23 protein-coding genes, 1 tRNA gene and 1 other RNA gene are annotated in these 22555 nt (G+C 70.3%); 15 read left to right on the top strand and 10 right to left on the bottom strand.

The window, feature by feature from the left end:
• Positions 1 to 197: 197 nt before the first annotated feature.
• Positions 198 to 791 (bottom strand): recombination mediator RecR, encoded by a 594-nt coding sequence (gene recR / locus QSK20_RS25555; RefSeq protein ID WP_088981675.1) that lies wholly within the window; start codon positions 789 to 791, stop codon positions 198 to 200.
• Positions 792 to 799: 8 nt separating this feature from the next.
• A complete protein-coding gene (locus QSK20_RS25550; RefSeq protein WP_222433135.1) occupies positions 800 to 1108 on the bottom strand; it encodes a YbaB/EbfC family nucleoid-associated protein in 309 nt (102 codons plus the stop codon).
• A gap of 160 nt (positions 1109 to 1268) precedes the next feature.
• On the opposite strand from QSK20_RS25550, the gene QSK20_RS25545 reads away from it, so the two are divergent.
• Positions 1269 to 2330: a DUF2332 domain-containing protein gene (locus QSK20_RS25545; protein WP_285791153.1), complete on the top strand. Its 1062-nt coding sequence runs from the start codon at positions 1269 to 1271 to the stop codon at positions 2328 to 2330.
• Positions 2331 to 2379: 49 nt separating this feature from the next.
• On the opposite strand, the gene QSK20_RS25540 is transcribed toward QSK20_RS25545, so the two are convergent.
• Positions 2380 to 4860, bottom strand: coding sequence for a DNA polymerase III subunit gamma and tau (locus tag QSK20_RS25540; protein WP_285791152.1), 2481 nt, complete (start codon positions 4858 to 4860; stop codon positions 2380 to 2382).
• 111 nt (positions 4861 to 4971) lie between these two features.
• An RNA gene (ffs, locus tag QSK20_RS25535) (signal recognition particle sRNA small type) lies at positions 4972 to 5061 on the bottom strand.
• Between the two features lie 81 nt (positions 5062 to 5142).
• Between ffs and QSK20_RS25530 the strand changes: the two genes are divergently transcribed.
• Together QSK20_RS25530 and QSK20_RS25525 are read left to right on the top strand one after the other, a co-directional pair.
• Positions 5143 to 5230: transfer RNA gene (locus QSK20_RS25530), tRNA-Ser, on the top strand.
• Between the two features lie 294 nt (positions 5231 to 5524).
• Complete coding sequence (locus QSK20_RS25525) at positions 5525 to 6037, top strand: hypothetical protein (RefSeq protein ID WP_285791151.1); 513 nt, start codon at positions 5525 to 5527, stop codon at positions 6035 to 6037.
• 107 nt (positions 6038 to 6144) lie between these two features.
• Here the strand turns inward: QSK20_RS25525 and QSK20_RS25520 are convergent, their stop codons facing one another.
• From QSK20_RS25520 to QSK20_RS25510, 3 genes are all read right to left on the bottom strand, one after another.
• Positions 6145 to 6396 carry a hypothetical protein gene (locus QSK20_RS25520; protein ID WP_285791150.1) on the bottom strand — a complete coding sequence of 84 codons (252 nt, stop codon included), beginning with the start codon at positions 6394 to 6396 and terminating at the stop codon, positions 6145 to 6147.
• On the bottom strand, positions 6396 to 7589 hold the full coding sequence (locus QSK20_RS25515; protein WP_502889020.1) for a helix-turn-helix domain-containing protein: 1194 nt from the start codon (positions 7587 to 7589) through the stop codon (positions 6396 to 6398). The genes QSK20_RS25520 and QSK20_RS25515 overlap by 1 nt, the downstream gene beginning before the upstream one ends.
• Before the next feature lie 219 nt (positions 7590 to 7808).
• Positions 7809 to 8132, bottom strand: coding sequence for a DivIVA domain-containing protein (locus tag QSK20_RS25510; protein ID WP_285791149.1), 324 nt, complete (start codon positions 8130 to 8132; stop codon positions 7809 to 7811).
• A 242-nt stretch (positions 8133 to 8374) separates the two neighbouring features.
• Here QSK20_RS25510 and QSK20_RS25505 point away from each other — a divergent pair, with 242 nt between their 5' ends.
• Positions 8375 to 8593: a helix-turn-helix transcriptional regulator gene (locus QSK20_RS25505; RefSeq protein ID WP_285791148.1), complete on the top strand. Its 219-nt coding sequence runs from the start codon at positions 8375 to 8377 to the stop codon at positions 8591 to 8593.
• Positions 8574 to 8807: a helix-turn-helix transcriptional regulator gene (locus QSK20_RS25500; protein WP_285791147.1), complete on the top strand. Its 234-nt coding sequence runs from the start codon at positions 8574 to 8576 to the stop codon at positions 8805 to 8807. Before QSK20_RS25505 ends, QSK20_RS25500 begins: the two co-directional genes overlap by 20 nt.
• A gap of 326 nt (positions 8808 to 9133) precedes the next feature.
• Here the strand turns inward: QSK20_RS25500 and QSK20_RS25495 are convergent, their stop codons facing one another.
• Together QSK20_RS25495 and QSK20_RS25490 are read right to left on the bottom strand one after the other, a co-directional pair.
• A complete protein-coding gene (locus QSK20_RS25495) occupies positions 9134 to 10903 on the bottom strand; it encodes an NAD(P)/FAD-dependent oxidoreductase (protein WP_285791146.1) in 1770 nt (589 codons plus the stop codon).
• Between the two features lie 369 nt (positions 10904 to 11272).
• Positions 11273 to 12553, bottom strand: a complete 1281-nt coding sequence (locus tag QSK20_RS25490) for a DUF418 domain-containing protein (RefSeq protein ID WP_285791145.1) — start codon at positions 12551 to 12553, stop codon at positions 11273 to 11275.
• Positions 12554 to 12661: 108 nt separating this feature from the next.
• Here QSK20_RS25490 and QSK20_RS25485 point away from each other — a divergent pair, with 108 nt between their 5' ends.
• Positions 12662 to 13399 carry a TetR/AcrR family transcriptional regulator gene (locus QSK20_RS25485; RefSeq protein WP_285791144.1) on the top strand — a complete coding sequence of 246 codons (738 nt, stop codon included), beginning with the start codon at positions 12662 to 12664 and terminating at the stop codon, positions 13397 to 13399.
• Positions 13400 to 13520: 121 nt separating this feature from the next.
• Here the strand turns inward: QSK20_RS25485 and QSK20_RS25480 are convergent, their stop codons facing one another.
• On the bottom strand, positions 13521 to 15290 hold the full coding sequence (locus QSK20_RS25480; RefSeq protein WP_285791143.1) for an NAD(P)/FAD-dependent oxidoreductase: 1770 nt from the start codon (positions 15288 to 15290) through the stop codon (positions 13521 to 13523).
• Between the two features lie 344 nt (positions 15291 to 15634).
• Between QSK20_RS25480 and QSK20_RS25475 the strand changes: the two genes are divergently transcribed.
• From QSK20_RS25475 to QSK20_RS25435, 9 genes are all read left to right on the top strand, one after another.
• Positions 15635 to 16603 (top strand): NAD-dependent epimerase/dehydratase family protein, encoded by a 969-nt coding sequence (locus QSK20_RS25475; protein ID WP_285791142.1) that lies wholly within the window; start codon positions 15635 to 15637, stop codon positions 16601 to 16603.
• Between the two features lie 207 nt (positions 16604 to 16810).
• Positions 16811 to 17425, top strand: coding sequence for a hypothetical protein (locus QSK20_RS25470; protein ID WP_285791141.1), 615 nt, complete (start codon positions 16811 to 16813; stop codon positions 17423 to 17425).
• Between the two features lie 32 nt (positions 17426 to 17457).
• On the top strand, positions 17458 to 17958 hold the full coding sequence (locus QSK20_RS25465) for a hypothetical protein (protein WP_502889027.1): 501 nt from the start codon (positions 17458 to 17460) through the stop codon (positions 17956 to 17958).
• 134 nt (positions 17959 to 18092) lie between these two features.
• The gene (locus tag QSK20_RS25460) at positions 18093 to 18611 is read left to right on the top strand and encodes a ribbon-helix-helix protein, CopG family (protein ID WP_285791139.1); all 519 of its coding nucleotides are present in this window, start codon (positions 18093 to 18095) and stop codon (positions 18609 to 18611) included.
• Positions 18612 to 18687: 76 nt separating this feature from the next.
• Positions 18688 to 19536, top strand: a complete 849-nt coding sequence (locus QSK20_RS25455; protein ID WP_285791138.1) for a DUF4097 family beta strand repeat-containing protein — start codon at positions 18688 to 18690, stop codon at positions 19534 to 19536.
• A gap of 24 nt (positions 19537 to 19560) precedes the next feature.
• Positions 19561 to 20517 carry an ATP-binding cassette domain-containing protein gene (locus QSK20_RS25450; RefSeq protein ID WP_285791137.1) on the top strand — a complete coding sequence of 319 codons (957 nt, stop codon included), beginning with the start codon at positions 19561 to 19563 and terminating at the stop codon, positions 20515 to 20517.
• Positions 20514 to 21305: an ABC transporter permease gene (locus QSK20_RS25445; RefSeq protein WP_285791136.1), complete on the top strand. Its 792-nt coding sequence runs from the start codon at positions 20514 to 20516 to the stop codon at positions 21303 to 21305. The genes QSK20_RS25450 and QSK20_RS25445 overlap by 4 nt, the downstream gene beginning before the upstream one ends.
• A 147-nt stretch (positions 21306 to 21452) precedes the next feature.
• Positions 21453 to 22160, top strand: a complete 708-nt coding sequence (locus tag QSK20_RS25440) for a hypothetical protein (protein WP_285791135.1) — start codon at positions 21453 to 21455, stop codon at positions 22158 to 22160.
• A complete protein-coding gene (locus QSK20_RS25435; RefSeq protein WP_502889019.1) occupies positions 22157 to 22513 on the top strand; it encodes a transcriptional regulator in 357 nt (118 codons plus the stop codon). Before QSK20_RS25440 ends, QSK20_RS25435 begins: the two co-directional genes overlap by 4 nt.
• Positions 22514 to 22555 lie beyond the last annotated feature (42 nt).

The raw sequence follows: 22555 nt of genomic DNA, 5'->3' as shown, positions 1-22555 counted from the left end.
TGTCTTTACCGCTGCGACGAGCGCCGGATGGGCCCGTTTTCCGCCCTGGGATGGGATGGTTCGCCCCGGTTCACCTATACGAATTTGTTACATCGAATGTCGAGCCCGACCGGGCCATGTCAGACCTGGACGGACCGGTCCCACCACAGTGGACCGACGCCACCGGGGTGGGCGACGCCGGTCCACGGCGGACGGTCTCAGACGGCGCGACGGCCCTCGAACGCACGTCCCAGGGTGATCTCGTCGGCGTACTCCAGGTCGCCGCCGACCGGCAGGCCGCTGGCCAGCCGGGTCACCGCGATACCCATCGGCTTGACCATCAGGGCCAGGTACGTCGCGGTCGCCTCACCCTCGGTGTTCGGGTCGGTCGCCAGGATCAGCTCCCGGACGGTGCCGGTGCCGAGCCGGGCCAGCAGCTCCCGGATGCGGAGATTGTCCGGACCGATCCCCTCCAGCGGGTTGATCGCCCCGCCGAGCACGTGGTAGCGGCCCCGGAACTCACCGGTCCGCTCGATCGCCACCACGTCCTTGGGCTCCTCGACCACGCAGAGCACCTCGTCGGTGCGGCGCGGGTCGCGACAGATCCGGCACTGCTCGGACTCGGCGACGTTGTAGCAGCTCGTGCAGAACCGCACCAGCTCCTTGACCTTGCGCAACGCCCCGGCCAGCCGGTTCACGTCGGCCGGATCGGCGGATAGGACGTGGAAGGCGATCCGCTGGGCGCTCTTCGGGCCGACGCCCGGCAGCCGTCCCAGCTCGTCGATCAGGTCCTGGATGGCACCCTCGTACATGCAGCGACTCAGAACCCGGGCAGGCCGAGGCCACCCATGCCGCCGGCCACCGGGCCCATCTTCTGCTCGGTCAGCTCCCGGGCCGCCTCGGTGGCGTTGTGCACGGCAGCGACCACGAGGTCCTCCAGGGTCTCCACGTCCTCGGGGTCGACCGCCTTCGGGTCGATCCGGATCGCCTTGAGGTCGCCGGAGCCGGAGACGGTCGCGGTGACCAGGCCACCACCGGCGGTTCCGGTCAGCTCCGCCTCGGCCAGCTCGGCCTGCGCCTTGGCGATCTGCTGCTGCATCTTCTGCGCCTGCTTCAGCATCTGCTGCATGTTCGGCTGTCCACCTGGGCGCACGGATGGCTCCTTCTCGCACTCGTCCCACTCGGCCGCCGCCAGCCTAACCGCTGTGAGCAGCCTCGCCCCGCGCGGTGCTTTCCGCCGCGTCGCGTTCCGGTGCACGATCACGACGAGCCCACCGGAGGGAGCGCCGATGACCCGGGATCAGGCCGCCACGGCCATGGAACAGCAGGCCCGCGCGTGCGCGCGGATGGCCGCCGGGCTCTACGCCGACCTGCTCGTCCGGGCTGCGGCCGACGTCCGGGCCGGCGGGCCGTGCGCCGCCGTCATCCAGGGGTACGAGGACACGCCCGCCGACGCGGCCCTGTCGCTGCGCCTGCTCGGCGGAGTGCACGCCCTGACCCTCACCGGGGCCGCCCCGGAGCTGGCCCGGTACTACCCGAGCGCCGGTGGGACGTACCGGCCGACGGACGCGGACGCCTGCTGGGCGGCGTTCCGGCACACCGTCGCCAGTTCGCCGGACACGCTGCGGCAGTGGCTCCGCCGCCCGCCGCAGACCAACGAGGTCGGACGGGCGCACCTGCTGCTCACCGGCCTGCTGTACGCCCTCGGCGAGCTGGGCGACCGGCCGGTGCGCCTGGTCGAGCTGGGGGCCAGCGGCGGGCTGAACCTGCGCGTCGACCATTTCCGGGTGGAGGCGGACGACTTCGCCTGGGGACCGGTCGACTCCCCGGTCCGACTGCCCGACGCCTGGCGGGGCGCGGTGCCCGGCTGGCTCCGGGAGGCCGCCGGGACGTACCCCGAGGTGACCGTGGTGGAGCGGCTCGGCTGCGATCCCCACCCGCTCGACCCGACCGACCCGGCGGACGCGCTCGCGCTGCGGGCGTACCTCTGGCCGCAGCACACCGCCCGCGCGGCGCGGCTGGCCGGGGCGCTGGAGCTGGCCGGGCGCCTGCCGGTACGGATGCACGCCGCCGGGGCGGCCGACTTCCTCGCCGGCGTCGACCCCCGCCCGGACGTCCTCACCGTGATCTGGCACTCGGTGATGCGGCAGTACGTGCCGGCCGACGAGTGGCGGCGGGTCAGCGCCGAGATCGACCGGCTGGCCGGCAGCGGCGCGCCGGTCGCACACGTGTCGTTCGAGCCGGGACCGGTGGACGGCTCCCGCTTCCAGCTGCGGGTCCGGCTCGGGGACCGCCCCGAGCGGCTGCTCGCCGACGCGCACCCGCACGGTCTGCCCGCCTGGCTGCCCTGACCGGCCCGCGACAGGAAGGTGTCGCGACGGACGCGAGGCACCCGCCCGCCTACCGGGCGTCGACCTCGTCGATCTTCTCGGCGCCGAACACCTCGCGGAGCAACTGCACCGCCTGTTCCTCGCTGGACTGCCGGGCGGTCTTCTCGTCGATCACGTCGTCGAGCGGCTCGTCCCCGGGATCGAAACCCTCGTAGCTCGGGGCAGCCGGCTGCGGGGCGGCGGCCCCCGACGGCGCCCGGCCGGCCGGCGCGTTCGCCCGGCCGCCGCGCAGCGGGCCGTCGTAGTCCGGGTCGTAGGGCGGTTCACCGGCGAACTCGTCGTCCGCGGTCTTCCGTGCTGACGCCTCGGTACGCGCACCCCGACCGGCTGCGGCGGCCCGCGCGGCGGCGAGCGCGCTGCTCACCGGGGCACCGCCGGTCCCCCCGCCGGCAGGTGCCGGCGACGGCGTGGACGTGGCGGGCCGGGACGCCGGTGCGGCGCTGTCGGCGGCCCGGGGCGGCGGTGGCGGAACGGATGGTGTCGCGGTTCCGCCCGGGGTGGCCGGTGCGGGCCGCCCGTTCGGGGCGGCCGGCGAGGTGGCGGTCCCGCCGGGACGGGCCGGCTCCGGCCAGTCCTCGGCCCCGCCCGGCACGGCACCACCCGGACGGGCCGGCTCCGGCCAGTCCTCCTCGGCAGCGGACGATCCGCCACTGGTCCCCGCAGGGCGGGCGGCCGGGCCGGACCGTTCCGGAACAGCCGGTCGGGCCGTCGGCGGCGCCGGGGTGGACCGGGCAGGTGGGGGTGCCGCGGCAGCCGGCCGGGACGCCCCGGCGGATGCCCGGGAGCCGCCCCGCTCACCGGCCACCTCGCACCGGATCTGCCAGCGCCCGCCGAGTTCCTCGTAGAGCGCGTCGGTGAGCACCTGGGCGTGGTCGGTCAACATCCTGGCCAGGACCGCCGACTTCACGGTCAGCACCAGGGTGTCGCCGTCCAGGTCACGGACGACCGCGTCCCGCATCAGCGCGGCGATCTTCTTGTGACTCCGGTTGACCTTGCCGACGACGTCGCCCCAGACCCGGCGGACCGAGACCGCGTCGACCGTCCCGGAGGGCGGGGCGTCCGGGCGGGGCGGAGCGGGGGTGACCGGATCCGGCATCACCGCCTCCGCTGGCACCGCCCGGTGCGACGCGGTCAGCGTGGAATCGGCGGTCGGCGTCCGCGCCGCGCCGGTTGCCGGAGCGTGCTCCACGGCGACGCCCTGCGACGGCGGAGGTGCGCCCCGGTCGGTCACCGGAGCCACCGGGGCGGATGCGGGTTCCGGGCGGGCCGGCGCGACGGGCTCGGGGTGGGCCGGCGCGACATCGGCGGCGGGAGCGGCGGCGGGGATGCCCAGGGTGAGCCGGCGTTCCATCCGCTCCAGGCGTTGCAGCAGGCCACCGGCGGAGTCGTCGACGCCGGGCAGGAGCATCCGGGCGCAGATCAGCTCCAGCAGCAGCCGGGGGGCGGTGGCGCCGCGCATCTCGACCAGGCCGTTGTGCACGATGTCGGCGCAGCGGGACAGCGTCGCCGGGCCGAGCCGCTGGGCCTGTGCCGTCATCCGCTCGATCTGGTCGGCCGGCCCGTCGATCAGGCCCTTGCCGGCGGCCTCCGGCACCTGCTGGAGCACGATCAGGTCGCGGAGACGTTCGAGCAGGTCGGACGCGAACCGGCGCGGGTCGTGACCGGCCTCGGCCACCCGGTCGACGGTGGCGTACGCCGCCGCGCCGTCCCCGGCGGCGAGGGCGTCGCACATCTCGTCGATCAGCGCGGAGTCGGTGACGCCGAGCAGGGCGGCAGCCCGGGCGTAGCTGACCCCCTCCGGTCCCGCCCCGGCGATGAGCTGGTCGAGCACGGAGAGACTGTCCCGGGCGCTGCCGCCACCGGCCCGGACCACCAGCGGGAAGACCGCCGGGTCGACCGTGACCCCCTCGGCCTCGCAGAGCTGCTCCAGGTACGGCCGGAGCACCTTCGGCGGGATCAGCCGGAACGGGTAGTGGTGGGTCCGCGACTTGATCGTCCCGAGGACCTTCTCCGGCTCGGTGGTGGCGAAGATGAACTTGACGTACTCCGGGGGCTCCTCGACCAGCTTGAGCAGGGCGTTGAAGCCGGCCGACGAGACCATGTGCGCCTCGTCGATGACGTAGATCTTGAAACGGCTGTTGGCCGGCGCGAAGAAGGCCTTCTCGCGCAGTTCGCGGGCGTCGTCCACGCCACCGTGGCTGGCCGCGTCGATCTCGATGACGTCGATCGAGCCCGCGCCGTCACTCGCCAGCGACCGGCAGGAGCCACACTGCCCGCACGGTTCCGGGGTGGGACCCTGCTCGCAGTTGAGCGAGCGGGCCAGGATCCGGGCGCTGGAGGTCTTGCCGCAGCCCCGCGGGCCGGAGAAGAGGTACGCGTGGTTCAGCCGGCCGCTGCGTAGTGCCTGCGACAGCGGCTCGGTCACGTGCTCCTGCCCGATGACCTCCGCGAACGTGCGCGGCCGGTACTTGCGGTAGAGCGCCAGTGCCACCCGTCCCGCCTCCTCTCGACCGAGCCATTCTGCGCCGGCCCGCCACGGGTGACCACCCACCCCGCCGGCCGGACGCCGACCGGAGGAGACGTTATCGGGCACCGGAGACGAAAAGGCCTCCCGTGCACCCGGCAGAGCTCGCTTATCCTTGCTGCCTTCCGGCCCTGGGGAGGTTCACGAGGTACCGCCGCACGGGAGGTGCACCCAGCCTACCCGACCCCGTGACGATCTTCAGGGGGTGGTGGGGTGAACAAGCCGGACGGGACCTGTACTCTGTTCGGCGGAGGATTCGCCTAGAGGCCTAGGGCGCACGCTTGGAAAGCGTGTTGGGTTCACACCCTCACGAGTTCGAATCTCGTATCCTCCGCCAGAGGTAGGCATCTCAAGATGCAGGTCAGGCCCGGTCCAAGGACCGGGCCTGACGATCTTCAGGGGACAGGTAGGGGAAGTCAGCTTCGCTGAGACCCCGGACGCGAGCGTCAAGGGCCAGGAAACTTCCGCCAGCCGCCGGCAGACCCCGATTCCTCGAGTGGGGTCAGGGCCGGGCGCGCGCCGGCCGGCGGCGACGTCGACCGGGCGGGTAGGTTGGCCCATGGGTCGGAGCCGCGCACCTCCGTGAAAATTGGCGCTGAGCTGCCCAAACATCAACAGAGCAGGAGGTCCCGTGCAGTTGTCACAGGCCTTGGACGTGATGGAGGCTCTCCACCACGCTGCCGAGCACCCCGACGTCACCGACATCAGGCGGTACGGGCGGGACGCGCAGCCGGGCGGTCAGTCGCCCGCCGGCGTCAGGGTGTGGTACCGGTCCGGGTCAAGCTTCATGCTCTGGGGCGCGGTGCCGCCGCGCGAGGCCAAGCCAGTTCCGCTGCCCAGCGAGATGCCGCCGCCTCGGCTGCGCGCAGCTCGCGGGCTCATGTTCGCCCACCAACTCTTGGACGTCGCCCAGCCGGAGCAGTTCACCAGCTGGGAGCTGTGCCGCCAACCGGGCTGCGAGGTCCCCGTCGCCGCCGCCCTCCGGATCACCGCCCGCGACGGGACCATGATTTACCTGCGGGGCACGTCGGCGTGTGGCCAGGGCGCTGAGCCAGAACAGGAACCGTACCCGGACTACCACATCCCAGAAGGAGTCCGCGAATGGCACCTCAAAGCAAGTGCAGTGTCTGCGGGGCACGCGTAGGACCGCCCCCCGGCCGCCCCTGCCCGCCCCACCAAGCGGAGGGCAGCCGGCGGATGTGCGAAGGATCCGGACAGCCCACCACCTCCATGTAGCAACGCCGAGTCGCCTCAGCGCGGCAGTTGGCGGGTGCACTTCCCGTCGTGGTCGGGGCGGAGCAGGCAGCGCAGGCCGCTGGGAAGCTGTCGCAGGCAGAACGCCGGATGCCGTACGGCCGGATGGTCGACCGTGGCGACGGTGGCCTCGTCGCACTCGACCAGATGGTGGAAGCTCAGCGAACGGGCGATGACCCGGGCGACGCGCGCGGCGGTGGTCAGGTCGTCGGCCGCCACCGGCAACTGGATCAGGAAACGGCGGCCCATCAGACCACTCCGAGGGTGGTGGCCAGGTGCGCGACGCCGGCCATGGCGGGTTTGCCGCGTGCGACGGCCGCGATGACCGTACGGGCTGCCGGTCGTGATCGGGTCTCGGCCGGTGCGGTGCGGTCGGCCTCGACCAGGGCGCGGCCGGCGGCGGCCAGGTCACCGACCTGGAGGTACGCGCGGGCGGCGTCGATCAGGTACGCGGCACGGTGTCCGGCCGGGAGTCGTCGCCACTGGTCCCGGCGGGTGGCGTGCCCGTGCCGGATGATCGCGTCCTCCGAGTCGCCCAGGTCGACCGCCGCCACCACCCGAGCCAACTCGACGGTGGTGGGCCCGAAACACGTCCACTGGTGGTCGTGACCTTCACCGACCAGGTTGGCGATCTCACCAGCCCGGTCGGTCAGTTCGTGGACGGTGCGTCTGTCGCCGCAGCCGGCGGCGGCTAACGCCGCCTGGAGCAGTAGCGTCCCGAGCACCGACAACTCGCCCAGCGTGCCCTCGTCGTACGGAATGGGTGTGATCTGGGATGCGGCGGCGAGTGCCGCTGCCATCGCGAGCTGATTCCGGCCGAGGGCTCGTAGCGCCTGGGCAAGGGGAATCGCCGCGACGGCAAAGAGCAGCCGGTCACCTCCAGCAGCCGTCACCGCTCGGTCGGCGGCCAACCAGGCAAGATCAGCCTCCCCGAGTTTCACCAGTACCGACGAGGTGACCCGGTACACCTGCACCAGCAGGCCCACCGCGCACTCCGGCTGCTCGGCGTGAGTGCGTTGGGCATCGACGAGCAGGCCCGGCAGCATCCGCAGCAGACGGAAGTAGTGGGCGTGCTGGTAGGTCAACCAGGCATGCCCCACCCGCCGGCTCAACTCTGCGACCGGCGGTGCCGGCCGGCGGTCAAGGTCGTGTGGGGTGAAGTCGTAGCGGGCGAGGGCGGCCCGTACCAGGTCGACGCTGTCAGTGTCGGCGGCGGTTGAGGGCGGTGTGGTGCGGCCGAGCAGCACGACCGGGTCGACGCGGAGCACCTCGGCAAGGTCCTGGATAACGGAGAACCGGTCGAGGGTACGCACGCCCCGTTCGACCTTGTCCACCCAGCTCTTGGACTTGCCGAGCCGGTCGGCGAGCATCTGCTGCGTCATCCGCCGCCGGATCCGCCACTGCGCGACCCGACGCCCGATCGGCAGCTCATCCACGTTCACGATGCCACCACCGTCCCGTCGTCCGGGCATGTTCGTCGAGCCAGTGGCCACGGTTGACCGGCAGGCGGTACCAAACCCGGCACGGCAGGTCGGCACCACACCGACACACCCGCCGCCACCTGCGCCACGACCACACCGGCCGATGCCGGTCGGCGAGCAGGATCGCTGAGGCCACGACGAACCCGTTGGACGGACCGCGTCCCGCCCGGCCGTCGTCGCTCATCGGTGCAGGGCGTAGCGGTCGCGGGTCCGGGTCTGCTCGGACTGCCAGCGCCGCAGGGCGTCCTTGATCCGGGCGGTCTCGCGGCGAGCCCGTTCGGCCGCCTCCTGGGCGTCGGCCAGTTCGAGGGCGACCCGGTCGAGGAAACGCTGCACGTCGTCCGGGTCCAGGCCCCGCCGACCGAGCCGGGTACGCCGGAACCGACGACTGCGCACCTGGGCCGGGAGCAGCGGCACGCAGTACCGAGAGCGGTACGGCGCTCCATCGGACCGCCGATGCCGGGCGGGACGACGACCGAGCAGCCGCTCAACGAGATGTCTCACGGGAACCTGCCTTTCGACATGTACCAAGAGGGGGGCGGGTCCGTCCCCGGGTCGGGCTCCCGAGGACGGACCCGCGACGCCGAACCGCGCAGGGGGACGTGGCGGTCCGGCAGCGGAGAGTCCTGCTTGCGGAAACCCGCCCCGCCATCCTGCCTGACACATCTGCTAAGTGGCAAGTCTGTGCACTGGCCGATAAGGGAAGTGACGCATCAGCTCTGCCCAGACCGCCTAGCGTCCGGTCTATGGGGGTCAGGAAGAAGAGGCTGTACGGCGCGCAGGAGCTTCGAGACCGCTTGGGCGTGTCGCGTACACGCGTGCTTCAGCTCGTCGCGCGGCCTGACTTCCCAGAGCCCTACGAACGGTTGGCCGGCGGGGCGATCTGGCTGGCAGAGGACGTGGAACGCTGGATCGCGGAACACCAGCCCTGGAAGCTGGACGACCATGCTGACGAAGAGGGTTGACCACACGCCGCGTCAGCCGCTGCGGGTGATGGGAACCGCCGAGATCGCGGAGTACCTCGGCGTCTCCCGGCAGTGGGTAGAGGTCCTGAGCAAGCGCCGCGACTTCCCCGAGCCGGCAGCAGTGCTGAAGGCTGGCCGCATCTGGCGAAGCGAAGACATCGAGCAGTGGGCGGCCGAGCACCGCCCTCGATCAGATCCCGACGAGTCCGCATAGCCAGGCAGCGAGTTGACTACACGCCTCCGGCGGCCCGAATTCGGACGCAAGCCTGGGCGGACTCAGCCGCCAGCGGGTCTACGCCTACACGTCACACCGCTCGTTCAGGGGGTGCGGCCCTCCGCCGTCCACACGCTCGCCCCGGCATGCCGGTCGCGCTGCCCCGGACCGCTAACGCTGATTGGTGCGGTGACTGACTCAAGTTGCGGCATACCGGGGTTTCCGCAGCAGGCGATACGCCGACATGCCGCAACCTGAGTCAGTCACCGCGCCGATGCGGTGCCCGTGGATCACGATCGGGGCAGCGCCCGTGGCGTCCAGGGCTGTCAGGTCATGGGGTTGATCTGGAGGAAGCCGGTGACGCACATCCGCTTGACCAGGCGGGTCTGCGGTGGGCTGAGGCGTCCGGCGATCTCGCCGTACTTGACCGGGCCGGCACTGAGCAGGTCCCACAGGTCGTCGACGCCGTCGCGCTGCGGGTCGGCGTCGATGGTGGCGCCGTGGGGGTCGGCGGTGGAGTAGATCCGCCGGCACGGGATCGTGTCCCGCAGCGGCGACGGTGACGAGGCGGCGTTCATGATCGGGTTGCGCCAGTAGTCCGCCATCCCGTCGAGAATCACGGGCGGAAGCTTGACGTTCGCCGGCGGGTTGGTGGCCTTGAAGCCCGGCACCACGAACGTGACACTGTCCCGGATCGCCGTGGTGGGAGCCAACGCGACGACCGCGTCGTCGGTCAGGTCCGCTGGCTCGGCCAGGGCGCTCGCCGCCAGGTACGGACCGGCGGCATCCAGATCTTCCATCCTCCGGCTGCCGTGGGTCATGACCTCCAGCAAGGCCGGCTGGAACGCCGTGTTCAGCAACGCGTCGAAGGTCTGCTCACGAATACCCAGGTCAGCACCCGTGCCACGAGTGTTCCAGTAGATACTGCCCGGATTGTTCTTCGCGATCGCGTGATACCACTGATCGATCATCAACGCGAACGTCTCCGCAGTACCGTGCCACTTCGCGTTGTAATCCAGCCACAACTGGCGCTGGTCGGCCTCGTCCAGGAGGCCGTCGGTCGTCTTCTGCAGCAACAACGCGGCGGCCGTCGCCTGGGTCAGCGCGACTGCCACACCGGACGAGAAGAGCGGGTCCACGAAGAACGCCGCGTCACCCACGAGCAGATGCCGCTCGTCGTAGTCCGCGAACTCCTCACTCACCCGCGAGTAGTTCGTGGCGGTCAACATGTGATCGGCGACCGGCACCGCCGCGCCGATCAGATCCTTGAGGTACGGGACCTGCCGTACCGTTTCCAGGAAGGTCTCCTGGTCGGTGAAGTCACGGCCCGGCTCCCGGAGCACAGCCGGATTCGTCACGATGCCGATCGAGTGCGTCAGGACCCGCCGGCCGTCGATGATTTTCGGCACCGGAATGTACCAGCACCAGCCGTCGCGGAAGGCGAAACAGCCGATCGGGGAGAGGTTGTCCGCCGTGAAGATGTTCCAGTCCGCCACAAGATTCTGAGTCTGGCCACAGTTGGTGAAGTGCTGCCAGATCGCGATGTTCTTGAAGTTGGACAACCAGCCACGCTTGTTACGCGCCGCCGAGACGCTGCTCTGCCGCCCCGACGCGTCCACGAAGTAACCCGCACGAACGGCTCGGCCGCCACCCAACCGCACCAGGCCCCCGCGCCCGTCCGGCTCGTACGACGTCACCGCCACACCCTGGAACACGTCCACACCCACATCCGCCGCATGATCCAACAGGATGTGATCGAACTCCGCCCGATTGACATGCATCGTCCACCGGTGCACGCCATCCCGCTCGAACAACACCTCGTCGAACTGGGCGATGCTCGGCCGCTCCGGATCCCAGGCATAGACACCACCGAACTTCTTCACCCAGCAGGGGCTGGCGAGGACCTTGGCCAGCGCACCGCTCTCCTGAAGCGCGGGAACAACCGGGTGGGCGAAGGACTCACCGATGTGCTCCCGGGGAAACACCTCCTGGTCGAAGATCGCAATTCGCAGATCGGTACGTTGGGCAAGCAGGGCGCCGAGGGTGGACCCGGCCGGACCACCACCCATGATCACAACGTCGTAGTACTCCCGCACGTGTCTGACCTTTCGCTCGCTGGTACACGGTATGAGCCGAGTTCTGCGGTGCCGGAAGGTGGAAGAGTGCACGAGTTGCATATTCTTACTCTGCCCAGATTTTGAGATGCCGGAGTCGGGAAACGACCAGGGAAGGATCACCTCGCCTCATGAGTTTCGCCGTCGCCAATGTAACAACGCCCTCTGAGGTTCTGAACTGAATGTCAACTAGTTACATGCTCCGCCAATCCGGCCAGATCTCCCCGAGTCCACCCCTTTCCAATTGATCAATCGGGGTTCCGACAGCGATAACTGCCTCGCCAACCGGTACGACCGGGCGTGCCGGCGACGGTCTCAGCCGCAGACCTGCCCCGCGACACAGACTCCCCGTCAGCGCGGTTCGGGCTGGCGGAGCCCGACGCCGGACCGGTCCACCGGGGGCACGGCACCGGCGTGGACCGGATCGACGTGCGGCGGCACGGTCGTCCCTCCCGGATCGACGGGCGGAACGACGAAGGCCGGGCGGCGGGCGTTGGTGAGCCAGCGCAGCGCCCACTCGACCGGGCCGTAGCGGAACCAGCGCAGCCAGAGCGCGCTCACCACGAGTTGGGCCCCGAACACGGCCAGGGCGAAGGCGAAGAGCGCCAACGGGGAGAACGTGCCGGCGAGCCCGAACCCGATGCCGGTGAAGGTGAGCAGGCCGACCACCGACTGGCCCAGGTAGTTGGTGAGGGCCATCCGTCCGGCCGGGGCGAGCGCGGACCGGACCGCCGCCGTACGCGCACTGTGCATGACCCGCAGCAGCGTCGCCACGTACGCGGCGGCCAGCAGTGGCGCTGTCGCGACGCTCGCCGCCACCCCGAGGCTGTTGCCGTTACCGCCGCTGGCGGCGTAGACGATCGCCCCGAGCAGCCCGACCGGGAAGCCGATCCACTGGATCCGGCGCAGCACCGGCCCGCTGCCGGAGACCCGGCTCAGCCACTGCCGGCGACCGGCGACCATACCGAGCAGGAACAGGCCCAGCGCGGTCGGGCCCTGCAGGGCCACCGCCTGGATGAGCAGCAGCGGCAGACCCGCGATGCGCTCCTCGATGTTCGACTCCCAGCCGCCGAGCAGCGCCCGCGTCGCCTCCTCGCCGTTGGCGAGCGCCTCGGCCTCGCCGGGCAGGAACGCCGAGCGGTCCACGAAGAGCGCACTCGCGACCAGGCTGACCAGCACGAAAACGTAGAGGCCAACCGCGATCCGGATCGCCGTACGGTCCTGCACGTTGCGCAGCAGGAGCAGCGCGAGACACGCCACGGCGTACGTGGTGAGGATGTCGCCGCCGTAGAGGAAGACGGCGTGCAGGGCACCGAGGACGAAGAGGCCACCGATCCGGCGGAGCATCCGTGCCGGGAAGGCTGCACCGGCCCGACTCGCCGCTGCCATCTGCAGGGTGAAGCTGTATCCGAAGAGGAACGAGAAGAGTACGTAGAACTTCATGTCGACGAAGACGGAGGAGAACGTGCGGACGGCATCGTCCAGTCCCGAGTCGAAGTCGGGGTCGGTCACCAGGTTGCCCGGATAGCCGGAGGCCATGAACGTGACGTTGACGACGAAGATCCCGAGCAGTGCGAAGCCTCGGACCGCATCGACGTCGAGAAGACGCCTGACTGGATTCGGTGTGGTCACAATCCACCCTCCGGGTGATCTCTGTATGCAACACAGTGTACGCAGTACAGAGTCGTCAGGATCTAGGGTGAGCACAAGGCCCTGGGGGTGGAGGCGAGGAGTCGGAACGTGACGGAACACAGCCTTCCCCCCGTGGTGGCCCGGATGTGGGGCCGCGAGACCAGCCCGAGGTACGGCCCCCGGCCCAGCCTTGACCTGGGAACAATCGTCGACGCCGCGCTTCGGATCGCCGACCGCGACGGTCTGGAGGGGGTGAAGATGAGCAGCGTCGCCGCCGAAGTCGGGATGGCGACAATGTCCCTGTACCGCTATGTCGGCAGCAAGGACCAACTGCTGATCGTGATGGCGGACGCCGCCTCGCCCGAACCACCAGCGCTCCACGACCGGGGCTGGCGCACCTACCTGGCCGACTGGACCCGGGCCAACCGGGACTTCCTGCTCAGCCGGCCCTGGCTGCTGGCACTCGGCCACCGCACTCCGCCCGCCGGGCCTCGGTCGCTGCGCTGGCTCGACCGCGCGATCGCCGCACTCGCCGACACCGACCTCAGCTACGGCGAGCGGCTCAACATCGCGGCCACCCTCTCGGGCTACGCCATCCAGCAGGCAACCCTGGCCCACGCTCTGAACCGCACGACCGACGCCACCGACTCGATGGTGGGGCTGGCCGAGTACGCCGACGTCCTCGGGCAGGTCCTCGACCCGGACGGCTACCCGGAGCTGACCGCCGCCGTACGCGCGAACGCGTTCGGTGTCTCCGAGGAGTGGGTCGACGACGCCGACTTCACCTTCGGGCTCGATCTGCTCCTCGACGGCATCCAGGCACTCATCGCCCGCGGGAACAGATGAGCCGTTGGTCCTGGACCCCAGGGTTGCCGCATGCCGGGGTGTCCGCGACCTGCGATACCCCGACATGCCGCAACTGGAGGGGATCAGGATGGTGCTCGCCCTGGTTCGTTCGGGTAGGGGGTCAGGTCGTCGGGTTGATCTGGAGGAAGCCGGTGACGCACATCCGCTTCACCAGTCGTGTCTGCGGTGGGGTGAGGCGGGGGGCGATCTCGCCGTACTTGACCGGGCCGCTGCTCAGCAGGGTCCACAGGTCGTCCACGCCGTCCCGGCGGGGGTCGGCGTCGATGGTGAGGCCGTGCGGGTCGTCGGTGGAGTAGATCCGCCGGCACGGGACGGTGTCCCGTAGCGGTGACGGCGACGAGGCGGCGTTGGTGATCGGGTTACGCCAGTAGTCCGCCATTCCGTCGAGGATCGCGGGCGGAAGCTGGACGTTCGCGGGTGGGTTGGTGGCCTTGAAGCCCGGCACCACGAACGTGACACTGTCGCGGATCGCTGCGTTCGGTGCCAGCGCGACGACTGCGTCGTCGGTGAGGTTGGCCGGCTCGGCGAGGGCGCTCGCCGCCAGGTACGGGCCGGCCGCGTCCAGGTCCTCGACCTTCCGGCTGCCGTGGGTCATGACCTCCAGCAGCGCCGGCTGGAACGCCGTGTTGAGCAACGCGTCGAAGGTCTGCTCACGGATGCCGAGGTCAGCACCCGTGCCACGGGTGTTCCAGTAGATACTGCCCGGGTTGTTCTTCGCGATCGCGTGATACCACTGGTCGATCATCAACGCGAACGTCTCGGCGGTGCCGTGCCACTTCGCGTTGTAGTCCAGCCACAGTTGGCGCTGGTCGGTCTCGTCAAGACTGCCATCGGTCGTCTTCTGCAACAGCAGGGCGGCGGTCGCTGCCTGGGTCAGGGCCACCGCGACGCCCGAGGAGAACAAGGGATCCACGAAGAACGCCGCGTCGCCGACGAGCAGGTGTCGTTCGTCGTAGTCGGCGAACTCCTCACTGACCCGGGAGTAGTTGGTGGCGGTCAACATGTGATCAGCGACCGGCACGGCGTCAGCGATCAACTCCTTCAGGTACGGGACCTGGCGTACCGTTTCCAGGAAGGTCTTCTGGTCGGTGAAGTCACGGCCCGGCTCCCGGAGCACAGCCGGGTTGGTCACGATGCCGATCGAATGGGTCAGAACCCGTCGGCCGTCGATGATCTTCGGCACCGGAATGTACCAGCACCAGCCGTCCCGGAAGGCGAAACAACCGATCGGGGAGAGGTTGTCCGCCGTGAAGATGTTCCACTCCGCGACAAGATTCTGAGTCTGGCCGCAGTTGGTGAAGTGCTGCCAGATCGCGATGTTCTTGAAGTTGGAGAGCCAGCCGCGTTTGTTGCGGGCCGCGGAGACACTGCTCTGCCGCCCCGACGCGTCGACGAAGTAGCCGGCACGCACCACCGCGTCGTCGCCCAACCGCACCAGGCCCCCGCGCCCGTCCGGCTCGTACGCCGTCACCGACACACCCTGGAACACGTCCACACCCACATCCGCCGCATGATCCAACAGAATGTGATCGAACTCCGCTCGGTTGACGTGCATCGTCCACCGGTGCACACCGTCCCGCTCGAACAGCACGTCGTCGAAGCGGGCGATGCTGGGCCGCTCCGGATCCCAGGAGAAGATGCCGCCGAACTTCTTCACCCAGCAAGGGCTGGCAAGGACCTTGGCCAGCGCACCGCTCTCCTGAAGCGCGGGAACGACGGGGTGGGCGAAGGACTCACCGATGTGCTCGCGCGGAAACACCTCTTTGTCGAAGATCGCAATTCGCAGATCGGTACGTTGGGCAAGCAGGGCGCCGAGGGTGGACCCGGCCGGACCACCACCCATGATCACAACGTCGTAGTACTCCCGCACGTGTCTGACCTTTCGCTCGCTGGTACACGGTATGTGCCCGGTGCTGCGGTGCCGGAAGGTGAAAGGATGCGCGAAGTGCGTTTTCTTGCAATGCCCAGATTCTGGGACGACGAAATCCGCCGCCGCCAATATATCAACCTCAGCCTATAGGTTTGACCGGGATTCCAACAAATTACATGCGCCGCCAATCCGGCCAGATCTCCCCGAATCCGTACCTGCGCCGATGGATCAATCGGACGCCGGCAGTGCCGCCGTTCCGCCCGCCCCGATTCGCCGAGGCGGCCGGCGTTCTGCCCTGGGCCGATCGGCGGACACGGCCCCCACCCGCGTGCTCGGCTGGTCACATGCGGGTCGTGGTGCTGGGTGGTACGGAGTTCATCGGGCGGCGGGTGGTCGAGCGGCTGGTCGGGCGGCACGACGAGGTCGTGGTGGTCCACCGGGGCCGCACGGAGCCCGAGGACCTCCCCGACTGCGGGCACCTGCACGTCGACCGGCGCGACTTCGCCGAGGTCGCCGACCGGGTACGCGGATTCGCGCCGGACGCCGTGGTCGACTCGTACGCCCTCACCCGGGCGGACGCCGACTCGGTCCTGCCGCACCTGCCCGACGTGCCCCTGGTGCTGCTCTCCAGCGTCGACGTCTACCGGGTCTGGGAGTTGCTCCTCGCCGACGACGACACCCCGCTGCCGGCGCCGGTCACCGAGGACGCGCCGCTGCGGCGGGGGCGCTTCCCGTACCGGGGACAGGGCACCGGGCTGGACGACTACGACAAGCTCGACGTCGAGCCGGCCTACCTCGCCCGGGGCGGCACCGTGCTCCGCCTCGGCATGGTCTACGGCCGGCACGACCAGCAGCGACGGGAGGAGTTCGTGCTGCGACGGGTCCGGGCGGGGCGTGCCCGGATCCCGGTCGGCGCGGGCGATGCCCTGATCACCCGTCTGCACGTCGACGACGCGGCCGGGGCGGTGCTCGCCGCTCTCGACCGGCCAGAGTCGGCCCGGGGCGAGCTGTTCAACCTGGGCGAGTCGGTCACCTATCCGGTGCGGGGCTGGCTACGGCTGATCCTCGACGCGGCCGGGCACGATGCCGAGCTGGTCCGGGTGCCCGACGAGCGGGTGCCGGACGACCTGTGGTTGACCCGGCGGCTGGCCCAGCACGTGCTCGTCGACAGCGGCAAGGCCGGCCGCCTGCTGGGCTGGCGACCGACGGATCCGGCGACGGCGGTGGCCCGTTCGGTGCGCTGGCACCTGGACCATCCGCCGCCGGACGCGCCGGCCGACTTCACCGCCGACGACCGCGCGCTCGCCGGCTGACTCGACCCTCCGACCGGTCACCACCTGGCTCCGCAGGTGGTCGCTTCCCGCCGGCTCCGTCGGTAGCACGAACGGGGCAGCTCCAGAGCGCCGCCGGAGCGACCCTTCCGCGCCGCCGCCATCACGCTGGGTCACCGGGTGCGCCCGGATGCGGTTTACTGACGACGTGATCATCGACGCCTCCGGGCCGGCCGTCCGCCATACCGCATGAGCTACCAGCTCAGTGCGGTCGTCGCCGACGTCGAGTTGCTCGCGGAGCAGACCGGCGAACTCGACCACGCCGTCCTCGCCGCGCTCCGGCAGGACTTCGCCCTGCTGCCGGTCACCCCGCAGTTGGTGGAGGAGCTGACCGGGTCGCTGCCCGACTTCGCCGTCGAGGAACCGGGTCCGCAGCAGCCGTTCCGACTCGTGCTCTCGGCCGCGCTCACCGAGGTGTTCGCCCGCTGGTCGCGGCGGGGTCCGGTGGCGTACCTGGAGGCGGAGTTCTCCGGCGGGACCGGACACCAGGCGGCGGTGGTGTGGCTGGACGGAACGGTCGCCTGGGGGCCGGGTTTCGACGCCCTCCTCGACCGGCCCCGCGCCGAGTGGCCGATCAACACCGCGCTGGTCCGGATCGGAGTGGAGCCCGGTCGCTGGATCGATCCCTTCGCCGAGCTGGGCCTGCACCTGGAGGGGAGCACCGACGGCTGGTTGGCACACGGGCGGCGACGCCTCTCCGCCGACTACTGGGATGATCTGGCCGAAGAGTGGGAATACCGGCAAAACGCCACAGACCAGCAACCTTGGCGGCCCGGCGCCGTTGGGGACTGGGGGATTTCATGACTTTGCGGCAGTTCTTGTTCATCGCGGCATTACTGACGGCGGCCTCGATCGCCGGAAGCGGCAGCCGTCCACATGCGCCGGTCGGCCCGGCGGAACCGATCGGTCCGGTCGTCGACGAGGTGATCGACCTGCACGGGCTGGCCGGGGTCGAGTTCGGCGACAGCCAGCGGGAGCTGGCCGAGCGGGGGATGCTCCAGGAGACGGCCGAGTCCTGCGGACCGACCCTGGTCGGCCACGAGACGGCCAGCCCGGTCTTCTACGACGACCGGCTGGTGCTGCTCTGGGTCAGCGCCCCCGTCCGGACTCCGGAGGGGGTCACCGTCGGCACGCCGCTCGGCGAGCTACGGTCCCGTTTTCCGTCACTGACCCGGCTCGACGCTCCAGAGGGGACGTACCGCTTCGACGGCCTGCTCGCCCAGCGGGGCGACCGCGCGTACCTCTTCCTCCACGACGGACGGACGGTCCGCAAGACGATCGCCGGTTACGCCGACTACGCCGAGCGCCTCTTCGACGAGGGCCACGGCCCCTGCTGAGACGCCGGTGGCCCCGGCACTCCTGTCGCGGCACGGGACGCGGAACAGCAGCGCGCCGCCAAACTGGTGCCACTCTGAGCCAAGGTGAGCCAAGTCGAGTTGTCCATGGCACCACTGTGTGCCATAGTGATGCCATGGACCTGAACCCGTACGTGGCATCTCTCGGTCGCGAGCTGCTGACGGCTGTGGAGACCGGCGGTGACGACGGCACCGCGTTGATCGAGCGGTTGACCGTGTCGATGGAGTCGGCGATCCGGCTCGCCCTGCTCGAAGCGCTGTCGGCCGCCGCCGACGAGATCACCAGGGAACTGGCTCCCGGTTCGGTCCAGGTTCGCCTTCGGGGCCGTGACCCGGAGTTCGTCGTGGCTCCCCACCACGTGGAGCAGCCGACGGAGCACACCACCGACCGGGGTGCGGTGCCGGCCGACGACGCCGTGGCGGGCTTCGAGGACGGCGCCACGGCGCGCATCAACGTCCGCCTCCCCGAACAGCTCAAGGCCGCGGTCGAGGAAGCGGCGGGCAAGGAGGGCCGGTCGGTCAACGCGTGGCTGGTGCGTGCCGCCTCGGCCGCGCTGCGGGCCCCGGAGCGCGACCACGGCTCCGACCGGCGCAGCAAGCCCAGCGCACAGCGCTACACCGGCTGGGCGCGTTAGCCGAGTCCGGCCCCACTTCACCGTCACGTCCCCCACCAGCGGGGATGTTCTTCCGACTCATTCCGAGGGGACCGCCATGCCTGTTTTCGCCACCCCCGACCCGATTTCCGTCACGATCGAACTCTCCGTCGGCGACGTACGGCTCGTCGCCAGCGACCGCACCGACACCGTCGTCGAGGTACGGCCGAGCGACGAGTCCGACGACTCCGACGTGAAGGCCGCGCAGCAGACCCGCGTCGAGTACGTCGACGGCGTGTTGACCGTGCGCGGGCCGAAGAACCGGGTGTTCGACTTCTCCAAGAGAACCAGGTCCGTCGCCGTACTCGTCGAACTTCCCGCTGGCTCGGCGGTGCACGGTGACGTGTCGGCCGGAGACTTCCACAGCACCGGCGTGCTGGGGGAATGCCGGATCAAGACGTCCCTCGGACACCTCCGGCTCGACCGGACCGGCCGGCTCCGCGTGGACACCTCCGCCGGTCACGTCACGGTCGACACGATCGACGGTGACGCCGAGGTCGCCACCGGCAGCGGACATGTCCGCATCGGCGAGATCGGCGGAGCTGCGGTCATCAAGAACTCCAACGGCAACACCGACGTCGGCACCGTCGCCGGCGAACTGCGGGCGCGTGCGGCGAACGGCGACATCTCCGTCGGACGGGCCGACGCCGGAGTGGAGGCCAGGACCTCCAACGGAGCCATCCGCGTCGGCCGGGTCGCGCGCGACTCGGTGACGCTGACCACCGCGGCCGGCGACCTGGAGATCGGCGTCGCCGCCGGCACCGCCGCCTGGCTCGACCTGAAGACCGGATACGGGCGGGTGCACAACGCCCTGGACGACCTCGGCCAGGGACCGGAGGGGTCCGAGGACACCGTCGAGGTCCGTGCGCACACCACCTTCGGCGACATCACCGTCCGCCGTTCCTGACCAGACCTCTCGAAGGGGCCTCCCATGACCACTCCATCCCAGCCGGCGATCACGGCGACCGGACTGCGCAGGTCGTTCGGCGACCACGTCGTGCTCGACGGAATCGACCTGAACGTCCCCCGGGGCACCGTCTTCTCGCTGCTCGGCGCGAACGGAGCGGGCAAGACCACCACGGTCAAGATCTTGTCCACGCTGATCCGCGCCGACGGGGGCAGCGCGCTGATCGCGGGTCACGACCTGGCCACCGAGCCCGACGCGGTCCGCGCCGCGATCGGGGTCACCGGCCAGTTCTCCGCGGTCGACAACCTGCTGACCGGCCAGGAGAACCTGACCCTGATGGCCGATCTGCACCACCTGGGCCGGGCGGCGGGCCGGCGCAGGGTCGCCGAACTGCTCGACCAGTTCGACCTGGTCGACGCGGCCAGGAAACCGGCCGTGACGTACTCCGGCGGCATGCGCAGGCGGCTCGACCTCGCGATGACCCTGGTCGGGACCCCCCAGGTGATCTTCCTCGACGAGCCGACCACCGGGTTGGACCCGCGTAGCCGCCGTGGCATGTGGCAGATCGTGCGGAAGTTGGTCGCGGACGGCGTCACCATCTTCCTCACCACCCAGTACCTGGAGGAGGCCGACGAACTCGCCGACCGGATCGCGGTACTGGACCACGGCCGGATCGTCGCCGAAGGCACTGCGGACGAACTCAAGCGCCGCATCTCCGGCGGCCACATCCTGCTGCGGTTCGCCGGCCTCCGTGATCTCGAATCCGCCGCACGTGCCGTGGGCCAGGCGTCCCGCGACAGCGACGCGCTCGCCCTGCGGGTTCCGCACGACGGCAGCCTCCGTGCGTTGAAGGCCCTGATCGACCGACTCGACGAGAACGCGGTCGAGGTCGACTCGCTGAGCGTGCACACCCCCGACCTCGACGACGTCTTCCTCGCCCTCACCGGCAAACCCGAGAACGAGAAGGTGACCACCCGATGAGCACCATGTCGTACGCACTGACCGACTCGGCGACGATGCTGCGCCGCAACCTCCGGCGTATGGCGCGCTACCCGTCGATGACGGTGACGCTCGTCGGCATGCCGGTCGTCTTCCTGCTGCTGTTCGTCTACGTCTTCGGTGGCACGCTCGGTGCCGGACTCGGCGGTCCCTCCGGCGGGCGGGCGGAGTACGTCAACTACGTCACCCCCGCGATCATCCTGATGACGATCACCGCCGCGGTCCAGGGCACCTCCATCTCGGTCACCATGGACATGACCGAGGGCATCGTCGACCGGTTCCGCACCATGGCCATCGCCCGCGTCTCCGTCCTGACCGGACACGTCGTCGGCAGCCTCGTCCAGACGATGCTCAGCATCGCGGTGGTGGTCGGCGTCGCACTGCTCGTCGGGTTCCGACCGTCGGCAGGTCCCGGCGAGTGGCTCGCCCTCACCGGCGTCCTGGTGATGATGGCCTTCGCCTTCATCTGGCTGTCGGTGGCGTTCGGGCTGGCCAGCAAGACCGTCGAGTCGTCGAGCAATGTCGGCCTGCCCCTGGTGCTGCTTCCCTTCCTCGGCAGCGGGTTCGTCCCGACCGACTCGATGCCCACCGCGCTGCGCTGGTTCGCCGAGTACCAGCCGTTCACCCCGCTCATCGAGACCATCCGCGGTCTCCTGATGGGCACTCCGATCGGGAACAGTGCCGTCGTCGCCGTCGGCTGGTGCGTCGTCATCACCCTCGGCGGCTACCTCTGGTCGAAGAAGCTGTTCAACCGCGAGTCCACCCGATGACGCGAACGGTCCGTCGCGGAGACCCCGACTCCGGCACGGGCTGAAACCGGAACCCGGACGAGGACGCGCCCGGCGGCTCCGCGTGGAGCCGCCGGGCGCTCTCGTACGCCACTAGCGCCAATCGGTTTGTTATGGAAACCTATTGGCATGACTTCCGAAGCGGTTCATGCCGGCGGTGACCCCCGCCGACTGTTGGCTGAGGCGCGCGACCTCGCACGCCGGGTTCGTCTCGCCCAGCGGGTGACCTGGTTGCCACTGCTGGTGCTGGGCCTGGTGACGTTCGGGGCGATCCCCGCCTACCGGTACGGCCACACGCTCGTCAGCGACTGCCGGACGGTGGACGGCGGCCAGGTGTGCCGGGTCTGGGAGCCGCCCGCGCAGTTCTACTGGCTGGCGGCGGTGGTCCTGGCGTACGTGGTGATCGCCGGCGGCTACCTGCGGGTGGCCCGGGCCCGGGGAGTGGACGCCCGGGTGCTGCCGTACGTGCTCACCGGTGTGGCGCTCTCGGTCGTGCTGTTCGCTGCCATCGCCGCCGGCGCCGGGGCGTGGATCGTCCGCGACCCGCAGGCGCTCCTCGACCCGTCCGCCTTCGTCCAGGCCCTGTTCCGGCTGCTCACCCCGACCGGTGGGATCGGGCTGGCCCTGCTGGTGCTGGCCTGGCTGGAACGGCACGTCGCGTTGCTGCTGTTCGCCCTCGGGTACCTTGCAGTGGTGCTGGTGCCGATCGACTTCGGTTGGGGAGCCCACTGGGGTGGCCAGTGGGAGAACGTGCCGATGCTGGTCATCAGCGGCGGCGTGCTGATGCTGGGCAGCGCCGGCTTCGCGCTGGCGCAACGACTGCGACGGTCCCGGTGACCGGCCCCGTCGACACCCCGGCACCGGAGGAGACCGAGTCCCCGCATCCGGCCACCGCACTCGACGACGTGGTGCACCAGCGGATCCGGCTCGGCATCCTCACCATCGCGCACGAGGCCCGTCGGGTGGAGTTCGGCTACCTGCGCACCCACCTGGAGCTGACCGCCGGCAACCTGTCCAAGCACCTCAGCGTGCTGGAGACCGCCGGCCTGGTCCAGATCGAGAAGGGCTACGCCGGCCGGCGCGGCCGGACCTGGATCACCCTCACCCCCGCCGGTAACGCCGCGCTCGCCGAAGAGATCACCCGACTGAAGCAGCTCATCGCCCGCGTCGACCCGACAGCCGGGCAGTAGCGGCAGCAGCCGACAGGAACTGAGACCACAAGCAGAACGCCC

This window comes from Micromonospora sp. NBRC 101691 (genome assembly GCF_030269285.1).
Lineage (GTDB): Bacteria > Actinomycetota > Actinomycetes > Mycobacteriales > Micromonosporaceae > Micromonospora > Micromonospora echinospora.
The sequence above is the reverse complement of the archived record's forward strand: the minus strand, read 5'-3'. Positions and strand labels throughout refer to the sequence as shown.

Excerpts from the sequence above, each read along its gene's own strand:
- QSK20_RS25470 (WP_285791141.1), top strand. The coding sequence starts at position 16,811 with ATGAGCTACCAGCTCAGTGCGGTCGTCGCCGACGTCGAGTTGCTCGCG.
- QSK20_RS25520 (WP_285791150.1), bottom strand. The coding sequence starts at position 6,396 with ATGGGCCGCCGTTTCCTGATCCAGTTGCCGGTGGCGGCCGACGACCTG.
- QSK20_RS25500 (WP_285791147.1), top strand. The coding sequence starts at position 8,574 with ATGCTGACGAAGAGGGTTGACCACACGCCGCGTCAGCCGCTGCGGGTG.
- QSK20_RS25550 (WP_222433135.1), bottom strand. The coding sequence starts at position 1,108 with ATGCAGCAGATGCTGAAGCAGGCGCAGAAGATGCAGCAGCAGATCGCC.
- QSK20_RS25455 (WP_285791138.1), top strand. The coding sequence starts at position 18,688 with ATGCCTGTTTTCGCCACCCCCGACCCGATTTCCGTCACGATCGAACTC.
- QSK20_RS25440 (WP_285791135.1), top strand. The coding sequence starts at position 21,453 with ATGACTTCCGAAGCGGTTCATGCCGGCGGTGACCCCCGCCGACTGTTG.
- QSK20_RS25460 (WP_285791139.1), top strand. The coding sequence starts at position 18,093 with ATGGACCTGAACCCGTACGTGGCATCTCTCGGTCGCGAGCTGCTGACG.
- QSK20_RS25445 (WP_285791136.1), top strand. The coding sequence starts at position 20,514 with ATGAGCACCATGTCGTACGCACTGACCGACTCGGCGACGATGCTGCGC.
- QSK20_RS25505 (WP_285791148.1), top strand. The coding sequence starts at position 8,375 with ATGGGGGTCAGGAAGAAGAGGCTGTACGGCGCGCAGGAGCTTCGAGAC.
- QSK20_RS25475 (WP_285791142.1), top strand. The coding sequence starts at position 15,635 with ATGCGGGTCGTGGTGCTGGGTGGTACGGAGTTCATCGGGCGGCGGGTG.
- recR (WP_088981675.1), bottom strand. The coding sequence starts at position 791 with ATGTACGAGGGTGCCATCCAGGACCTGATCGACGAGCTGGGACGGCTG.
- QSK20_RS25545 (WP_285791153.1), top strand. The coding sequence starts at position 1,269 with ATGACCCGGGATCAGGCCGCCACGGCCATGGAACAGCAGGCCCGCGCG.
- QSK20_RS25450 (WP_285791137.1), top strand. The coding sequence starts at position 19,561 with ATGACCACTCCATCCCAGCCGGCGATCACGGCGACCGGACTGCGCAGG.